This is a genomic window from Roseateles cavernae, assembly GCF_040187885.1.
In the GTDB taxonomy this organism is placed as follows: Bacteria; Pseudomonadota; Gammaproteobacteria; order Burkholderiales; family Burkholderiaceae_C; genus Roseateles_E; species Roseateles_E cavernae.
The window spans coordinates 143,768-158,759 of record NZ_JBDPLH010000009.1 but is presented as its reverse complement, the minus strand read 5'-3'; the positions used below and the strand labels follow the sequence as shown (position 1 = coordinate 158,759).

Genomic DNA, 14,992 nt, shown 5'->3' with positions numbered 1-14,992 from the left:
CTGTAGACGCAGCGGCCAGGCTGGACAGCCTGGCCGTCTTCATTTGGACATGGCATGAAGAAGAATCTGGACGACTGGCTGGCCCACTGCGAGCGACTGCATCCCAAGGAAATCGACATGACGCTTGCGCGGGTGCAGCGTCTGCGCGAGGCCATGGGGCTGAAGTTCGAGGCGCCGGTCGTGATGGTGGCCGGCACCAATGGCAAGGGCTCGACCTGCGCGATGCTGGAATCGATTGCCTTGCAGGCCGGCTACCGGGTCGGGCTCTACATCAAGCCGCATCTGGTGCATTTTCAGGAGCGCTGCCGGGTGGCCGGCGCGCCGGTCGAGGCGGATTCGCTGCTGCCGCATTTCGAGGCCGTCGAGAAGGCGCGCGCTGACCTGGCGCTGACCTACTTCGAGTTCACGACCCTGGCCATCATGAGCCGGCTGGCGGCCGAGCCGCTGGATCTGGTGATTCTGGAAGTGGGGCTGGGCGGACGGCTGGACGCCGTCAACTGCATCGACGCCGATTGCAGCGTGATCACCAGCATCGACCTGGACCACACCGAGTATCTGGGCCCCGACCGCGAGTCGGTCGGGCATGAGAAGGCGCACATCATGCGAGCCGGCCGGCCCGTGGTGGTCAGCGATCCGGTGCCGCCGGCCTCGCTGGCGGCCTATGCGAGCAAGATCGGCGCCGATCTGCGCCAGCTGGGGCAGGATTTCAGCTATAGCGGCGACCGCCAGCAATGGCAGTGGGTGGGCCGCGAGCGCCGCTTCAGCGGCCTGGCCTATCCCTCGCTGCGCGGCGTCAACCAGCTGCTGAACGCGGCCGGCGTGCTGGCGGTGTTCGAGGCCTTGTACGAGCGACTGCCGATCAGCGCGCAGGCGGTGCGCACCGGTCTGGCCCTGGTCGAGCTGCCGGGGCGTTTCCAGGTGGTGCCGGGCCAGCCGGCCCTGGTGCTGGATGTCGCGCACAACCCGCACGCGGTGGCGGCGCTGGCGCAGAACCTCGATCAGATGGGCTTCTTCCCCTGCACCCGGGTGGTGTTCGGTGCGATGGCCGACAAGGATCTGGCCCAGATCATCGGGCGCATCTCGCACCTGGTCGATGTCTGGCATTTTACCGACCTGGACCTGCCGCGCGCGGCCAAGGCCGAGGCCCTGGCCGTGCAGTTCGAGTCCTTGCGCGCCGCCGGCGCCATCAAGACCCCGGCCGCCGTGACCGTGCAGCGGCATGCGGACCCCATGGACGCCCTGAGCGCAGCGGCGGCCGAGTCCGACCCCGCTGATAGAATTCTGGTCTTCGGTTCCTTCTTCACCGTGGGCGGCGTTCTCAAGCATGGTGTCCCCCGATTGGTCGCCGGCAAGCCAGCCGCTGGCGCCTGAGCACTCTCTCCAACACGCACTGTCCGACTCTCCAGCTCATGGGTTTGCTGTCTTTTTTCAAACGCTCGCCCGATCAAGCCGCGGCAAAACCGGTCTCGGACACTGTGGTGCAGCAGCTGCGGGTCAGGGCGCGCCGCCGCCTGATTGGCGCGGCCCTGCTGGTGGGCGTTGGCGTGATCGGCTTCCCGCTGATCTTCGAGACCCAGCCGCGCCCCATCCCGGTCGATCTGCCGATCGACATTCCGCGCAAGGAAGCCATGCCGGCCGTGGTGATTCCGCCGGCCTTGCCCGCGTCCTTGCCGGCTGTGGGCGAAGCGCCGGTGGCCCAGGCGCCCACCGAAGCACCGGCTGTGGTCACCGAGCCCAAGCCCGAGCCGGTGGAACGAGTCATCGAAAAGCCCGCAGACAAGCCCAAGCCGCTGGAGAAGCCGGTCGAGAAGAAGCCCGTCGAGACGGCTCAGCCGAAGACGCAGGAGTCGGCCCGTGTGCAGGCCTTGCTGGAAGGCAAGCCGGTCGAGAAGAAGGCTGACAGCAAGTCCGATGGGCGTTTCATTGTCCAGGTCGGTGCCTATGCCGATGGCAAGGCCGCCCAGGAGGCGCGCATGAAGGTCGAGCGCATGGGCTTGAAGACGTATACGCAGGCCGTGGACACGGCGGATGGCAAACGCATCCGGGTTCGGGTCGGCCCCTTCGGCAGCCGCGAGGAGGCCGACAAGGTGGCGGCCAAGGTGCGCGGCGGCGGTTTGTCGACGGCCGTGCTGACGCTTTGATGCACCATGGGCTGGGTCGATCTGGTACTGCTGGGTGTTCTGGCCGTCTCGGTGCTGCTGGGTCTGTGGCGCGGGCTGGTCTTCGAAGTCCTGTCTATCCTGGGTTGGGTGGTGGCCTACTTCGCCTGCCCCTTTGTCGCTCCTTTCATTGCGAACTGGCTGCCGCAGGACCAGCTGGCGCCGAATTTATTGCATGCGCTGAGCCTGGTGCTCGCCTTCATGCTGATACTGCTGCTGTGGGGCCTGTCGGCGCGGCTGCTGCGGGCGCTGATCCATGCGACGCCGCTGAGCATCATCGACCGGGTGCTGGGCGGGGGCTTTGGTGTGTTGCGCGGCGTGCTGATCGGCCTGCTGGCGGTGGTGCTGGTCAGCATGACGCCGGCCGTGCGTTCCGGGCCCTGGCAGGAATCTCAGGTGGCGCCCTGGCTGCAGGCCGCCTTGCATCTGTTGACGCCGGTGCTGCCGGCCGAAGTGCTCAAGTTCATCCCGGTCTGAGCTGCGGCTTCAGATCTTTCACGACAAGGAAGTAGTCCCATGTGTGGCATCGTCGGAGTGATTTCTCGCTCGCCGGTCAATCAGCTGATTTATGACGCCTTGCTGCTGCTGCAGCATCGTGGCCAGGACGCTGCCGGCATCGTCACCATGCAAGGCAATAAGTGCTTTATGCACAAGGCGCGCGGCATGGTGCGTGATGTGTTCCGCACCCGCAATATGCGGGCGCTGCCGGGCGCGATCGGCCTGGGCCAGGTGCGCTACCCGACCGCCGGCAATGCCTACAGCGAGGAAGAGGCCCAGCCCTTCTATGTCAATGCGCCTTTCGGCCTGGTGCTGGTGCACAACGGCAATCTGACCAATGCGCATGCACTGAAGAAGGAACTGTTCGACATCGACCGTCGCCATATCAACACCGAGAGCGACACCGAGGTGCTGATCAATGTCGTCGCCCACGAGCTGGAGCTGGCCGCGCGCGATCTGCCGGTGACGCCCGAGGAGGTGTTCAAGGCGGTGCGGGCGGTGCACAAGCGCATCAAGGGCTCCTACGCGGTGATCGCGCTGATCGCCGGCCATGGCCTGCTGGCCTTCCGCGACCCCTACGGCATCCGCCCGCTGTGCTTCGGCCAGGCGGCCGACGGCGAGATCATGGTGGCCAGCGAGAGCGTCGCACTGGAGGGCACCGGCCATCAGCTGATCCGCGATGTGGCGCCCGGCGAGGCGATCTTCATCGACATGAACGGCCAGATGCACACGCAGCAGTGCGCCGACACCCCGACGCTGAACCCCTGCATGTTCGAGTTCGTCTATCTGGCACGCCCGGACTCGGTGATGGACGGCATCTCGGTCTACCAGGCCCGGCTGAATATGGGTGAGACCCTGGCCCAGCGCCTGATCTCGACGATGCCACCCAGCGATATCGATGTCGTGATCCCGATCCCCGAGTCGAGCCGGCCCTCGGCGATGCAGCTGGCGCACCGCATCGGCAAGCCCTATCGCGAGGGCTTCGTGAAGAACCGCTATGTCGGCCGCACCTTCATCATGCCGGGGCAGGGCGCGCGCAAGAAGTCGGTGCGCCAGAAGCTCAATGCGATCGGCCTGGAGTTCAAGAACCGCAATGTGCTGCTGGTCGATGACTCCATCGTGCGCGGCACTACCTCGAAGGAGATCGTCCAGATGGCCCGCGAGGCCGGCGCCCGCAAGGTCTATCTGGCCTCGGCCGCGCCGCCGGTGCGCTACCCGAATGTCTACGGCATCGACATGCCCACCAGCGAAGAGCTGATCGCGCACAACCGCTCGATCGAGGAAATCCGCCAGTACATTGGCGCCGATGCGCTGATCTACCAGGACGTCGATGCGATGAAGCGCGTGGTCGCAGCGCTGCGCCCGGGCTTGAACGGCTTCGAGGCCTCCTGCTTCGACGGTAGCTACATCACCGGCGATGTCTCGGCCGAAGATTTCGCGACGATGCAGGAGCAGCGCAAGTCGCAGGGCGAGGAAGAGGACGGCCCGGCCCGCACCCGGCTGGCCCTGCAAAGCGGCACGGAGCAGGGCTGAGTGCCGCTGCCGAAGACCATGAATACCTGATCTCGCCATGATACAAACCCGCACCCCTGTCCGCACCCGCATTGCCCCATCGCCGACCGGCTTTCTGCACCTGGGCACCGCCCGTACGGCGCTGTTCTCCTGGGCCTATGCCCGTCATCACGGTGGCCAGTTCGTGCTGCGCATCGAGGACACCGATGTCGCGCGCTCGACCCAGGACTCGGTCGACCAGATCCTGGCCGCGATGCAGTGGCTGGGGCTGGGATACGACGAAGGCCCGATCTACCAGATGCAGCGCCTGGCGCGCTACAACGAGGTGATCGAGCAGATGATCGCCGCCGGCACCGCCTACCGCTGCTACTGCACGCCCCAGGAGCTGGATGCGATGAAGGCCGGCCAGGAAGCGCGCGGCGAGAAGCGCCGCTATGACGGCACCTGGCGTCCGGAAGCCGGCAAGGTGTTGCCCGCCGTTCCCGAGGGGGTCAAGCCGGTTGTGCGCTTCAAGAACCCGATCGGCGGCGATGTGACTTGGGATGACTTGTGCAAGGGCCCGATCACGATCAACAACCGCGAGATCGACGACCTGATCATCCAGCGCACCGATGGCGTGCCGACCTACAACTTCGCCGTGGTCATCGACGACTGGGACATGAAGATCAGCCATGTGTTCCGTGGCGACGAGCATGTCAACAACACGCCCTGGCAGATCAATATCTTCAACGCGCTGGGCGCGCCGCTGCCGGCCTTCGGCCATGTGCCGGTGATCCTCGGCGACGATGGCCAGAAGCTGAGCAAGCGCCGCGGCGCGGTCAGCGTCACCGCCTATGAGGAGAACGGCTATCTGCCCGAGGCGATGCTGAACTATCTGTCGCGCCTGGGCTGGAGCCACGGTGATGACGAGCTGTTCTCGCGCGAACAGCTGGTCAGCTGGTTCGACGGTTCGCATCTCTCCAAGAGCCCGGCGCAATGGGACCCGGCCAAGCTGGAGTGGGTCAACAGCCAGTACATCAAGCAGGCCGATGACACGCGCCTGTCGGCGCTCGTCGCGGCGCAACTGGCCAAGCGCGGCATCAGCGCCGATCTCGGCCGGCTGCCGGCCATGTGCGCGCTGTTCAAGGATCGCTGCGCGACCACGGTGGCGCTGGCCGATTGGCTGGCCATGTATTTCGCGCCGGTGCAGCCCAGCGCCGAGGATCTGGCCACCCATGTCAGCGACGCGGTGAAGCCCGCGCTCGCATTGCTGGCCGACAAGCTCGCCACTGCCGAGTGGAACAAGGCCGGCATCCAGGCCGCGATCAAGGAAACCATCACGGCTCACGGTCTGAAGATGCCGCAACTGGCGATACCGGTGCGGGTGCTGGTGTGTGGTCGTGCACAAACTCCGTCGGTCGACGCCGTGCTGGAACTGTTCGATAAAGAAAATGTGGTCGAACGCTTGCGCTGCGCATAAAAATCGTTCTATACTCTATGTCTCGCTTGAACAGCGCGATACACAAAGAACAGCAGGCAGCAACGAGTAATCGAAGCGGCTTGCATGATCTGAGGGGGTATAGCTCAGCTGGGAGAGCGCTTGCATGGCATGCAAGAGGTCAGCGGTTCGATCCCGCTTACCTCCACCAAATGTTCAGTTACTGGGTATTTGGTTGGCGCGCAGTTCAAGTATGAGGAAGTAGAATTCAGAAGGTTTAGTCCCCTTCGTCTAGAGGCCTAGGACACCACCCTTTCACGGTGACTACAGGGGTTCGAATCCCCTAGGGGACGCCAAGTTTGATAAACTTGATAATTGCTGCGATATATAATGTATACTGCAGCAGTTATGAAATTATCCCACTGCGGAGTGGTAGTTCAGTTGGTTAGAATACCGGCCTGTCACGCCGGGGGTCGCGGGTTCGAGTCCCGTCCACTCCGCCAAGGTTTGCCCGATTCGTATCGGTAAGCGGCCATTCAGTTGGCCGCTTGTATTTTGAGAGAAATTACTGCTTGAGCAGCGTGTAGCCCGAAATTTGGGGGTATAGCTCAGCTGGGAGAGCGCTTGCATGGCATGCAAGAGGTCAGCGGTTCGATCCCGCTTACCTCCACCAAGTCACTTCAGGGTGGCGGTGGCGCGCGGCTCGGGCAGCAAGGTAGAAGAAGTAAATAGAAGGTTTAGTCCCCTTCGTCTAGAGGCCTAGGACACCACCCTTTCACGGTGACTACAGGGGTTCGAATCCCCTAGGGGACGCCAAGTTTGATAAGGCTTGGTAGTTTTGGAAGCGCATGCTTCGAGAAACTACAGAACTTATCTGATATTCGCAAGAGTATCTGGAGTGGTAGTTCAGTTGGTTAGAATACCGGCCTGTCACGCCGGGGGTCGCGGGTTCGAGTCCCGTCCACTCCGCCAACATTTGAAGCCCTGGAAGCGCAAGCATCCAGGGTTTTTTCTTATGCGCCGAGACATATCAAATGTTTGCAGAGACTTCATCCCTGCAAACCTGATTGCGGCCGCAGTATCAGAAGGCCATTTGCCCGCGAATCAGACCGACGGCCAGACCTTCCAGTGCAAAGCTTTCATCGCCGGCCGCGACCAGGATGGGTTCGAAGTCAGGGTTCTCGGCCAGCAGCTCGATGCCGCCGCTGCGACTGCGTTTGAAGCGCTTGACGGTGACCTCATCACCCAGCCGTGCGACGACGATCTGCCCATTCTTGGCTTCGCTGGCCTTCTGCACCGCCAACAGATCGCCGTCCATGATGCCGACGTCCTTCATGCTCATGCCGCGCACCTTCAGCAGGAAATCGGGTCGGCGCGCGAACATGCCGCTCTCGACCGTGTAGCTCTGCTCGATATGCTCCTGCGCGAGGATGGGATGGCCGGCCGCAACGCGCCCGACCAGGGGCAGGGTGAGCTGCGACAGATTCGGAATCGGCAGCGAGAACTGGAAGTCCTCACGGGCGCGGCGCTCCTGATGCATGGCTTTCAAGGTGTCCGACTTCAGCCGGATGCCGCGCGAGGTGCCGCCGACCAGTTCGATCACCCCCTTGCGCGCCAAGGCCTGCAGATGCTCCTCGGCCGCATTGGCCGAGCGGAAACCCAGCTCGTTGGCGATCTCGGCGCGGGTCGGAGGGGCTCCGGTCTGCTCGATGGCCTGGCGCACCAAGTCAAGGATCTGCTGCTGGCGTGCCGTCAATTTGACGGTGGAAACACTGGGGCTGATATCGTCCATGCTGGGCTCGCAGACATCTGGGAAAGATGCGCCTGAGTATATATCCAGTAACTGTTCATTCATCCAGGAAGTGACCGTGGTCAGCAAGAACAAGCCTCTTATCGTGATCCTGGGCACCGGCGGCACGATTGCCGGCCAGGCCCGCACGGCGTCCGACAACGTCGGCTACACCGCCGCCCAGCTGGGCGTGGACGATCTGGTCTCGGCCGTGCCGCCGCTGGCGCAGCGCGCGCTGGAGGCCGAGCAAGTGGCCCAGCTCGACAGCAAGGACATGGACTTCGCCACCTGGCAGCGGCTGGCCGAGCGCGTGGCCCACCATCTGGCACGCGAGGAGGTGGCCGGGATTGTGATCACCCATGGCACCGATACCTTGGAAGAGACGGCTTATTTCCTGCACCGCGTGCTGGCGCCGCGCAAGCCGGTGGTGTTGACCGCCGCGATGCGACCGGCCACGGCCTTGCAGACCGATGGGCCGCAGAACCTGCTCGATGCCGTCAGCGTTGCCAGCGATGAAGGTGCGCAAGGGGTGCTCACCGTGTTTGCGGGCGCTGTTCATGGGCCCGAGCAGATCCGCAAGGTGCACAGCTACAAGGTCGATGCCTTTGCTTCCAGTGATGGCGGCCTGGTCGCCGTCGTGGAGGAGGGCGTGCTGCGCCCCTTGGGTGCGTGGCCGGCAGCGGAGGGCGTCGTCGGTCTGGCGCGTATCGGCAAGCCCGCTGCGGCCTGGCCGCGCGTGCAGATCGTGTTGAACCATGTCGGCGCCGACGGCGCGCTCGTGCAGGCCTTGCTGGCCCAGGGGGTCGACGGCCTGGTGGTGGCCGGCACCGGCAATGGCACGCTGTCGCTGTCGCTGGAGCAGGCCTTGCGCAGTGCCCAGCAGCAGGGCGTCAGGATCCTGCGCAGCAGCCGCTGCGATGCCGGTCCGGTCACGCCCTCGGCTGATGCTTTGCCCAGCGCCGGCGCGCTGAGCCCGGTCAAGGCGCGTATCGAACTCTTGCTCGAATTGCTGGCCTGAAACGACAACAGGGGCCGCAGCCCCTGTCTGGCTCGGCCAAGGTCCTTAGACGATGGTCAGGCTCACATCGATATTGCCGCGCGTGGCGTTCGAGTAAGGGCAGACCTGGTGGGCGGCGGCCACCAGGGCCTCGGCCTGGCTGCGCTCCAGACCCGGCAGGCTGATCTTCATCGCGACCTGGATGCCGAAGCCGGCGGGAATCGGGCCGATGCCCACTTCCGAGGTGATGGACACATCGGCCGGCACGGCGATCTTGATCTTGCCGGCCACGGCCTTCATCGCGCCGATGAAGCAGGCCGAATAACCGGCGGCGAACATCTGCTCGGGGTTGGTGCCCGAGCCACCGGCGCCGCCGAGTTCCTTGGGCGTGCTCAGCGTGACGCTCAGAGCGCCGTCGGACGAGGAGGCCTTGCCTTCACGGCCGCCGGTGGCGGTGGCGGTGGCGGTGTAGAGAACTTTGTCGAGTGCCATGGTGTTTCTTCCTATCAGGAGTGGTGGGTGGGCGAAGAAAGGTCGGCGCTGGAGAGCTGCTTGCGCAGCTCATGCAGGCGCCGGGTCAGGGAGACGAGTTCATCCAGCGAGCAGGCGCTGGCGCAGGCGAGCTGGGGCGGAATGTTCAGGGCCTGCGCCTTCAGCGCGCGGCCGGCATCGCTGAGGAAAATGTCGACGCGGCGCTCGTCGTCCTGGGCGCGGCGGCGGGTGATCAGCGCGCCAGTCTCCAGGCGTTTGAGCAAGGGCGTCAGGGTGCCGGAGTCCAGCGAGAGGCGCTGGCCCAGGGTGGAAACGCTGATGCCGTCTGCCTCCCAAAGCACCAACATCACCAGGTATTGAGGGTAGGTCAGGCCCATGGGCTCCAGCAGGGGCTTGTAGAGCTTGGTCATGGCCAGCGAGCTGGCGTACAGCGCAAAGCACAGCTGCTGGTCCAGCTGCAGCCATTGCTCGGCTTGGCTCGGTGCTGCGGTGGTCTTGTGGCGTGGCATGGGTGATAATGTATTCCGCAATTAAATTGCACACAACTTAAATGGTTATTCAAGCTAGGGGATGAGATGACGATGTTGGCAAACCTGCTGGTGGCCCTGGTGGCCGCCCTGCATCTGTATTTTCTGGTGCTGGAGATGTTCTTCTGGACCAAGCCGCTGGGCCGCAAGGTCTTCAGACTGACGCCCGAGTTCGCCGAGGCGAGCAAGACCCTGGCCGCCAACCAGGGCCTCTACAACGGCTTTCTGAGTGCGGGCCTGCTCTGGGGCCTGGTGGCCGGCAACACCGCGAACCAGCTCTTCTTCCTGGGCTGCGTCGTGGCTGCGGGCGTCTATGGCGCCGCCACCGTCGGCAAGAAGATCCTGTTCGTGCAGGCCTTGCCGGCGGCGCTGGCGATCGCTGCCGTGCTGGCCGCGCGCTGAGAGGGGAGAAGACTCAGGCGGCGGCCTGAATCGCGTCGACCTGGGCGCTCAGCTCCAGCCAGCGCAGCTCGGCAGCCTCCAACTCATCATGGATGGTTTTCAGCCGCTTGCCGAGCTCGGCGATCTGGGCCGGCGTGGTGCTGCCGGCCGCCAGCTGGGCTTCCAGCGCCGTGCGCTCATCGGCCAGCTTGTTGAGCTTGGCGTCGATGCCTTCCATTTCCTTGCGCATCGGTTTGGTCTGCTCGGCCAGGCGTTGGCGGGCCTGGCCGCTGGCCTTGCGGTCCTCGCGAGCTGCAATGCTTGCGGGAGCGGGGGCCGCCGCGACCACCGGTACCGGCGCTGAGGCCGCAGCGGCGGGCAGCTTGGCTGCCTTCTTGGCCGCTTCTTTGGCAGCCTTTGCGGCTTCCTTGGACTGGTCCAGCAACCACTTCTGGTAGTCGTCCAGATCGCCGTCGAACGGGCCGACCACGCCCTTGCTGACCAGCCAGAACTCGTCGCAGACCTCGCGCAGCAGCGCGCGGTCATGGCTGACCAGCATCACCGTGCCCTCGAACTCGTTGAGTGCCATCGACAGCGCCTCGCGGGTGTTCAGGTCCAGATGGTTGGTCGGCTCGTCCAGCAACAGCAGATTGGGGCGCTGCCAGACCAGCATCGCCAGCACCAGCCGCGCCTTCTCACCGCCCGACAGGCTGCCGACCTGCTGGTTGACCATCTCGCCGACGAAACGGAACTGGCCCAGGAAGTCGCGCAGCTCCTGCTCGCGCGCGCTCGGACTGACCTCCTTGGCCAAGCGCACCATATGCGACAGCGGACCCTCTTCGGGCCGCAGCACGTCCATTTCCTGCTGGGCAAAGTAGCCGATCGACAGGCCCTTGCCCTCGGTGATCTTGCCGTCCATCGCGCGCTGCATGCGCGCCACCGTCTTCACCACGGTGGACTTGCCCTGGCCGTTGGCACCCAGGATGCCGATGCGCTGGCCGGCCAGCACCGAGCGGTTGATGCCGCGCACGATGATGTTCTCGACGCCGTCGACCTCGTAGCCGCAGGCCACCTCGTCGAACATCAGCATCGGGTTGGGCAGGCTGACCGGCTCGCGGAACTCGAAGCTGAAGTCGGCCGAGGCCAGCACCGGCGCCAGCTTCTCCATGCGCTCCAGCGCCTTGACCCGGCTTTGCGCCTGCTTGGCCTTGCTGGCCTTGGCCTTGAAGCGGTCGATGAACTTCTGCAGGTGGGCGATGCGGTCCTGCTGCTTGCCGAAAGCGGCCTGCTGCAAGACCATGCGCTCGGCCCGCATCGACTCGAAGGCCGTGTAGTTGCCGCCGTAGCGCATCAGCTTGGCCTCGTCCAGATGCAGGGTCACCTTGGTGATCGCATCGAGGAACTCGCGGTCATGGCTGATGATGATCAGCGTGCCTTCATAGCGTTGCAGCCAGGCCTCCAGCCAGACCAGGGCATCCAGGTCCAGGTGGTTGGTCGGCTCGTCCAGCAGCATCAGATCGGCCGGGCACATCAGCGCGCGGGCCAGCTGCAAGCGCATGCGCCAGCCGCCCGAGAAACTGTTGACCGGCGCGTCGACCTGTTCGCCCTTGAAGCCCAGGCCCATCAGCAGCGCTTGCGCGCGCGGCTTGGCATCAAAGGCACCGGCATCCATCAACAGCGCATGGGCGTCGGCCATCGCATGACCGTCCTCGGCCGCCTCCGCATCGGCCAGCGCCTGGCGCGCCGCCATCAGGCGGATGTCGCCTTCCAGCACATAGTCGGTGGCCGGCATCTCGGTCTCGGGCATGTTCTGCGCGACCTCGCCGACGGCCCATTGGCGCGGGATGTCGACCTCGCCCTTGTCGCTTTGCAGGCGGTCGGTCAGCAGCGCAAACAGGCTGGACTTGCCGGCGCCGTTGCGGCCGACCAGGCCGATCTTCTCGCCCGGTTGCAAGGTGACGCTGGCGTCATCGAGAACGATCTTGGTGCCGCGACGCAGCGTGATATTGCGCAGCGTGATCATGATGCGGCCAGGCCTTGGGTCAATGCTTCTTGGGTAATCAACAACACTTGCTCTTCTCCGGCCGATGTCTCCATCCAGGCCACTTCCAACTGCGGGAATGCCGCCTCAAAAAACTCGCGCTCGTTGCCGATCTCCAGCACCAGCACGCCGTGCTCGCTTAGATGGCCGGGCGCGTCGGCCAGCAGCTGACGCACAAAGTCCATGCCGTCGGCACCGCCCGCCAGCGCCAGCGCGGGCTCGGCACGGTATTCGGCGGGCAGCTTGGCCATAGAGGCGCTGTTGACGTAAGGCGGGTTGCACAGAATCAGGTCGTAGCGGCCATCGGCCGGCTTCAAGCCATCGCCCTGCAACAATCGGATGCGCTCCTGCAGGCCGTGCTTGTCGACATTGATGCGGGCAACTTCCAGCGCCTCGGTGCTCAGGTCGATCGCATCGACGCTCACCTCCGGCCAGGCCAGCGCGGCCAGCACGGCCAGGCTGCCGTTGCCCGTGCACAGATCCAGCACGCGTGTCGTCTGGTCCGACAACCAGGCATCGATGCTGGCGTCGGCGATCAGCTCGGCGATGAAGCTGCGCGGCACGATGGCGCGCTCGTCAACGTAGAAGGGCACGCCCTGCAGCCAGGCTTCGCGGGTCAGGTAGGCGGCTGGCTTGCGGCTGGCGATGCGCTCGGCCACCAGGGTGTCGATCTCGGCCAACTGCGCCGGGCTCAGCGCCTGTTCGGCATGCGCGTCGAGCGAATCCAGCGGCAGCGTGAGGTGCCACAGCACCAGCCAGGCGGCTTCATCAAAGGCATTGTTCGTGCCATGCCCAAAAGAAACGCCCGCCTCGGTCAGGCGGGCGGCTTGGGCCTCGATACAGGCGATCAGGTTCACAGCAGCAGGTTCTCCAGCGTGCGTCGGTAGACATTCTTCAGCGGCTCGACGCAATCGGCCGGCACATACTCGTCGATCTTGTGGATGCTGGCGTTGATGGGGCCGAACTCCAGCACCTGGGGGCAGATCTTGGCGATGAAGCGGCCGTCCGAGGTACCGCCGGTGGTCGAGAGTTGCGGCTCCAGACCGGTCTCGCTCCGGATGGCCACACGCAGCGCCTCGCTGAGATTGCCCACCGGCGTCAGAAAGGGCTCACCGCCCAGGGTCCAGCTCAACGAATACTCCAGCCCATGGCGATCCAGCAAGGCATGGACCTTGGACTTCAGGCCCTCGGGCGTGGCCTCGGTCGAGAAGCGGAAATTGAAGTCGATCACCAGTTCGCCCGGGATCACATTGGTCGCGCCGGTGCCAGCGTTGATGTTCGAGATCTGGAAGGTGGTGGCCGGAAAGTAGGCGTTGCCGCGGTCCCATTCGGTGGCCGCCAGTTCGGCCAGCGCGGGCGCGGCCTGATGCACCGGGTTGCGGGCCAGATGGGGGTAGGCCACATGGCCTTGCACGCCCTTGACCTTGAGCTTGCCGCTCAGCGTGCCGCGGCGGCCGTTCTTGATCATGTCGCCCAGGGTCTCGACCGAGGTCGGCTCGCCGACGATGCAGTAGTCCAGCTTCTGGCCCCGCGCTTTCAGCAGCTCGCAGCAGACCACGGTGCCATCGGTGGCCGGGCCTTCCTCGTCGCTGGTCAGCAAGAAGGCGACACTGCCCTGGTGACCGGCATGCGCCGCGACGAACTCCTCGGCCGCGACCACCATGGCCGCCACCGAGCCCTTCATATCGGCCGCGCCGCGGCCATAGATGCGGCCTTCGCGGTAGCTGGGTACGAAGGGGTCGCTGGTCCAGGCCGCCAGCGATCCGGGCGGCACCACATCGGTATGGCCGGCAAACATCAGCACCGGGCCGTCGACGGCCGTGCCGCGCCTCAGGGCCCACAGATTGCTGACCCGCGCGTTCTCCGGGCCGCTGTCCATGCGTTCGATCTCGAAGCCGCAGGCGCTCAGGCGTTCGGCGATCAGCGCCTGGCAGCCGGCATCGGCGGGTGTGACCGAAGGCCGGGCGATCAAGGCCTCAAGAAGGGCAAGTGTGGAGCTCATTCGGTACGCACATCCAGGGTGATTTCGGTGAAGCTGGCGTGGTCGCTGGCCGGCTCCTCCTTCTTGTTGCCGTTCTGACTGCTGGGCGGGCCGGCATCGTTTTGCAGCCGCCACAGCAGATTGGTCGGCGAGTCGGCGAAGGCCAGGCCTTCCTCGCGGGTGATCGTGCCTTCCTTGATCAGCTTGGCGAAATGCTCCTCGAAGGTCTGCGAGCCCTCGGCGATGGACTTCTCCATCGCCTCCTTGACCCCACCGAAGTCGCCTTGCTCGATCAGCTCGGCGATCAGCTTGGTGTTCAGCAGGATCTCGGTCACCGGCACCCGGCCGCCGGCCGCCGCGCGCACCAGACGCTGCGAGACCACGGCCTTCAGGCCGGCACCCAGGTCGTTGAGCAGGGCCGGACGCGACTCGGGCGTGTAGAAGGACAGGATGCGGTTCAGCGCGTGATAGCTGTTGTTGCCGTGCAGGGTCGCCACCACCAGATGGCCGGACAGCGCATAGGAGATCGCCGCCGTCATCGTCTCGCGGTCACGGATCTCGCCGATCAGGATGCAGTCCGGTGACTGGCGCAGCGCGTTCTTCAGCGCGATCTGCAACGAGGCCGTGTCGCGGCCGACCTCGCGCTGGTTGACCACCGAGCGCTTGTTGGTGAACAGATACTCCAGCGGGTCCTCGATGGTGAGGATATGGCCGGACATATTCTGGTTGCGCTGCTCCAGCATCGCCGCCAGCGTGGTGCTCTTGCCGGTGCCGGTGGCGCCCACCATCAGGATCAGGCCGCGCTTTTCCTGGATCAGCTTGCCGAGGATGGGCGGCAGGTTCAGGCTGTCCAGGGTCGGGATGTCGTGCGGGATGTGGCGGAACACCGCCGCGATCGAGCCGCGCTGGCGAAAGCCTGAGAGCCGGAAGCTGCCGACCTTGGAGATCGCCACCGCCATATTCAGCTCGCCGGTGGCGTCGAGCTCGCCGAGCTGGTTCGCGTCGACCACCTCGGCGATCAGCTGACGCGGCTGCGATGGCGTCAGCAGCTGGTCGGAGAGCTGCAGGATCTGGCCGTTGATGCGTATCAGCACCGGCATATTGGCCGAGAGATAGGCGTCGGACGCACCCTTCTCGGCCATCAGCCTGAGGATGCGTTCCATGTTTCCACTCATGCCGGTGCTCCCTGTGGTCGCCG

The 14,992-nt window shown here is 65.0% G+C and carries 14 protein-coding genes and 6 tRNA genes; 13 read left to right on the top strand and 7 right to left on the bottom strand.

The genetic code is table 11. The features are described 5' to 3' along the window. Positions 1 to 54 precede the first annotated feature (54 nt). The 11 genes from folC to ABGI63_RS20695 all read left to right on the top strand — a co-directional run bounded on the left by folC (position 55) and on the right by ABGI63_RS20695 (position 6,558). The gene (folC, locus tag ABGI63_RS20745; RefSeq protein ID WP_349744358.1) at positions 55 to 1,371 is read left to right on the top strand and encodes a bifunctional tetrahydrofolate synthase/dihydrofolate synthase; all 1,317 of its coding nucleotides are present in this window, start codon (positions 55 to 57) and stop codon (positions 1,369 to 1,371) included. A 107-nt stretch (positions 1,372 to 1,478) separates the two neighbouring features. Continuing rightward, entirely contained in the window at positions 1,479 to 2,141 is a 663-nt protein-coding gene (locus tag ABGI63_RS20740; protein WP_349744357.1) for an SPOR domain-containing protein, read from the top strand. A 6-nt stretch (positions 2,142 to 2,147) separates the two neighbouring features. Further along, positions 2,148 to 2,636, top strand: a complete 489-nt coding sequence (locus ABGI63_RS20735; RefSeq protein WP_349744356.1) for a CvpA family protein — start codon at positions 2,148 to 2,150, stop codon at positions 2,634 to 2,636. Between the two features lie 39 nt (positions 2,637 to 2,675). Continuing rightward, positions 2,676 to 4,190 carry an amidophosphoribosyltransferase gene (gene purF, locus ABGI63_RS20730; protein ID WP_349744355.1) on the top strand — a complete coding sequence of 505 codons (1,515 nt, stop codon included), beginning with the start codon at positions 2,676 to 2,678 and terminating at the stop codon, positions 4,188 to 4,190. Positions 4,191 to 4,227: 37 nt separating this feature from the next. Beyond that, positions 4,228 to 5,628 carry a glutamate--tRNA ligase gene (gene gltX / locus ABGI63_RS20725; RefSeq protein WP_349744353.1) on the top strand — a complete coding sequence of 467 codons (1,401 nt, stop codon included), beginning with the start codon at positions 4,228 to 4,230 and terminating at the stop codon, positions 5,626 to 5,628. A 93-nt stretch (positions 5,629 to 5,721) separates the two neighbouring features. Beyond that, positions 5,722 to 5,797: transfer RNA gene (locus ABGI63_RS20720), tRNA-Ala, on the top strand. Between the two features lie 69 nt (positions 5,798 to 5,866). Then, positions 5,867 to 5,942: transfer RNA gene (locus ABGI63_RS20715), tRNA-Glu, on the top strand. A gap of 70 nt (positions 5,943 to 6,012) precedes the next feature. Then, a tRNA-Asp gene (locus ABGI63_RS20710) sits at positions 6,013 to 6,089 on the top strand. A gap of 94 nt (positions 6,090 to 6,183) precedes the next feature. Beyond that, positions 6,184 to 6,259: transfer RNA gene (locus ABGI63_RS20705), tRNA-Ala, on the top strand. Between the two features lie 67 nt (positions 6,260 to 6,326). Further along, positions 6,327 to 6,402 (top strand) — tRNA-Glu (locus ABGI63_RS20700). 79 nt (positions 6,403 to 6,481) lie between these two features. Beyond that, positions 6,482 to 6,558, top strand: a tRNA-Asp gene (locus ABGI63_RS20695). A 109-nt stretch (positions 6,559 to 6,667) separates the two neighbouring features. Here the strand turns inward: ABGI63_RS20695 and lexA are convergent. Continuing rightward, positions 6,668 to 7,378 (bottom strand): transcriptional repressor LexA, encoded by a 711-nt coding sequence (gene lexA, locus ABGI63_RS20690; protein ID WP_349744352.1) that lies wholly within the window; start codon positions 7,376 to 7,378, stop codon positions 6,668 to 6,670. Positions 7,379 to 7,454: 76 nt separating this feature from the next. On the opposite strand from lexA, the gene ABGI63_RS20685 reads away from it, so the two are divergent. Next, entirely contained in the window at positions 7,455 to 8,393 is a 939-nt protein-coding gene (locus tag ABGI63_RS20685) for an asparaginase (RefSeq protein ID WP_349744351.1), read from the top strand. 45 nt (positions 8,394 to 8,438) lie between these two features. Here ABGI63_RS20685 and ABGI63_RS20680 read toward each other — a convergent pair whose 3' ends face one another. After that, entirely contained in the window at positions 8,439 to 8,864 is a 426-nt protein-coding gene (locus ABGI63_RS20680; protein ID WP_137940555.1) for an organic hydroperoxide resistance protein, read from the bottom strand. 14 nt (positions 8,865 to 8,878) lie between these two features. Next, a complete protein-coding gene (locus ABGI63_RS20675; RefSeq protein WP_349744350.1) occupies positions 8,879 to 9,373 on the bottom strand; it encodes a MarR family winged helix-turn-helix transcriptional regulator in 495 nt (164 codons plus the stop codon). Positions 9,374 to 9,439: 66 nt separating this feature from the next. Here ABGI63_RS20675 and ABGI63_RS20670 point away from each other — a divergent pair, with 66 nt between their 5' ends. Next, positions 9,440 to 9,793, top strand: coding sequence for a DUF1304 domain-containing protein (locus tag ABGI63_RS20670; RefSeq protein WP_349744348.1), 354 nt, complete (start codon positions 9,440 to 9,442; stop codon positions 9,791 to 9,793). A gap of 13 nt (positions 9,794 to 9,806) precedes the next feature. Here the strand turns inward: ABGI63_RS20670 and ABGI63_RS20665 are convergent, their stop codons facing one another. From ABGI63_RS20665 to ABGI63_RS20650, 4 genes are read right to left on the bottom strand one after another with little or no spacing between them, the layout of a single operon-like run. After that, positions 9,807 to 11,795, bottom strand: coding sequence for an ABC-F family ATP-binding cassette domain-containing protein (locus ABGI63_RS20665; RefSeq protein ID WP_349744347.1), 1,989 nt, complete (start codon positions 11,793 to 11,795; stop codon positions 9,807 to 9,809). Continuing rightward, positions 11,792 to 12,670 carry a 50S ribosomal protein L3 N(5)-glutamine methyltransferase gene (gene prmB, locus ABGI63_RS20660; RefSeq protein WP_349744345.1) on the bottom strand — a complete coding sequence of 293 codons (879 nt, stop codon included), beginning with the start codon at positions 12,668 to 12,670 and terminating at the stop codon, positions 11,792 to 11,794. Before prmB ends, ABGI63_RS20665 begins: the two co-directional genes overlap by 4 nt. After that, the gene (dapE, locus tag ABGI63_RS20655) at positions 12,667 to 13,815 is read right to left on the bottom strand and encodes a succinyl-diaminopimelate desuccinylase (RefSeq protein ID WP_349744344.1); all 1,149 of its coding nucleotides are present in this window, start codon (positions 13,813 to 13,815) and stop codon (positions 12,667 to 12,669) included. Before dapE ends, prmB begins: the two co-directional genes overlap by 4 nt. Continuing rightward, positions 13,812 to 14,969, bottom strand: a complete 1,158-nt coding sequence (locus tag ABGI63_RS20650; protein ID WP_349744343.1) for a PilT/PilU family type 4a pilus ATPase — start codon at positions 14,967 to 14,969, stop codon at positions 13,812 to 13,814. Before ABGI63_RS20650 ends, dapE begins: the two co-directional genes overlap by 4 nt. Positions 14,970 to 14,992: the final 23 nt, after the last annotated feature.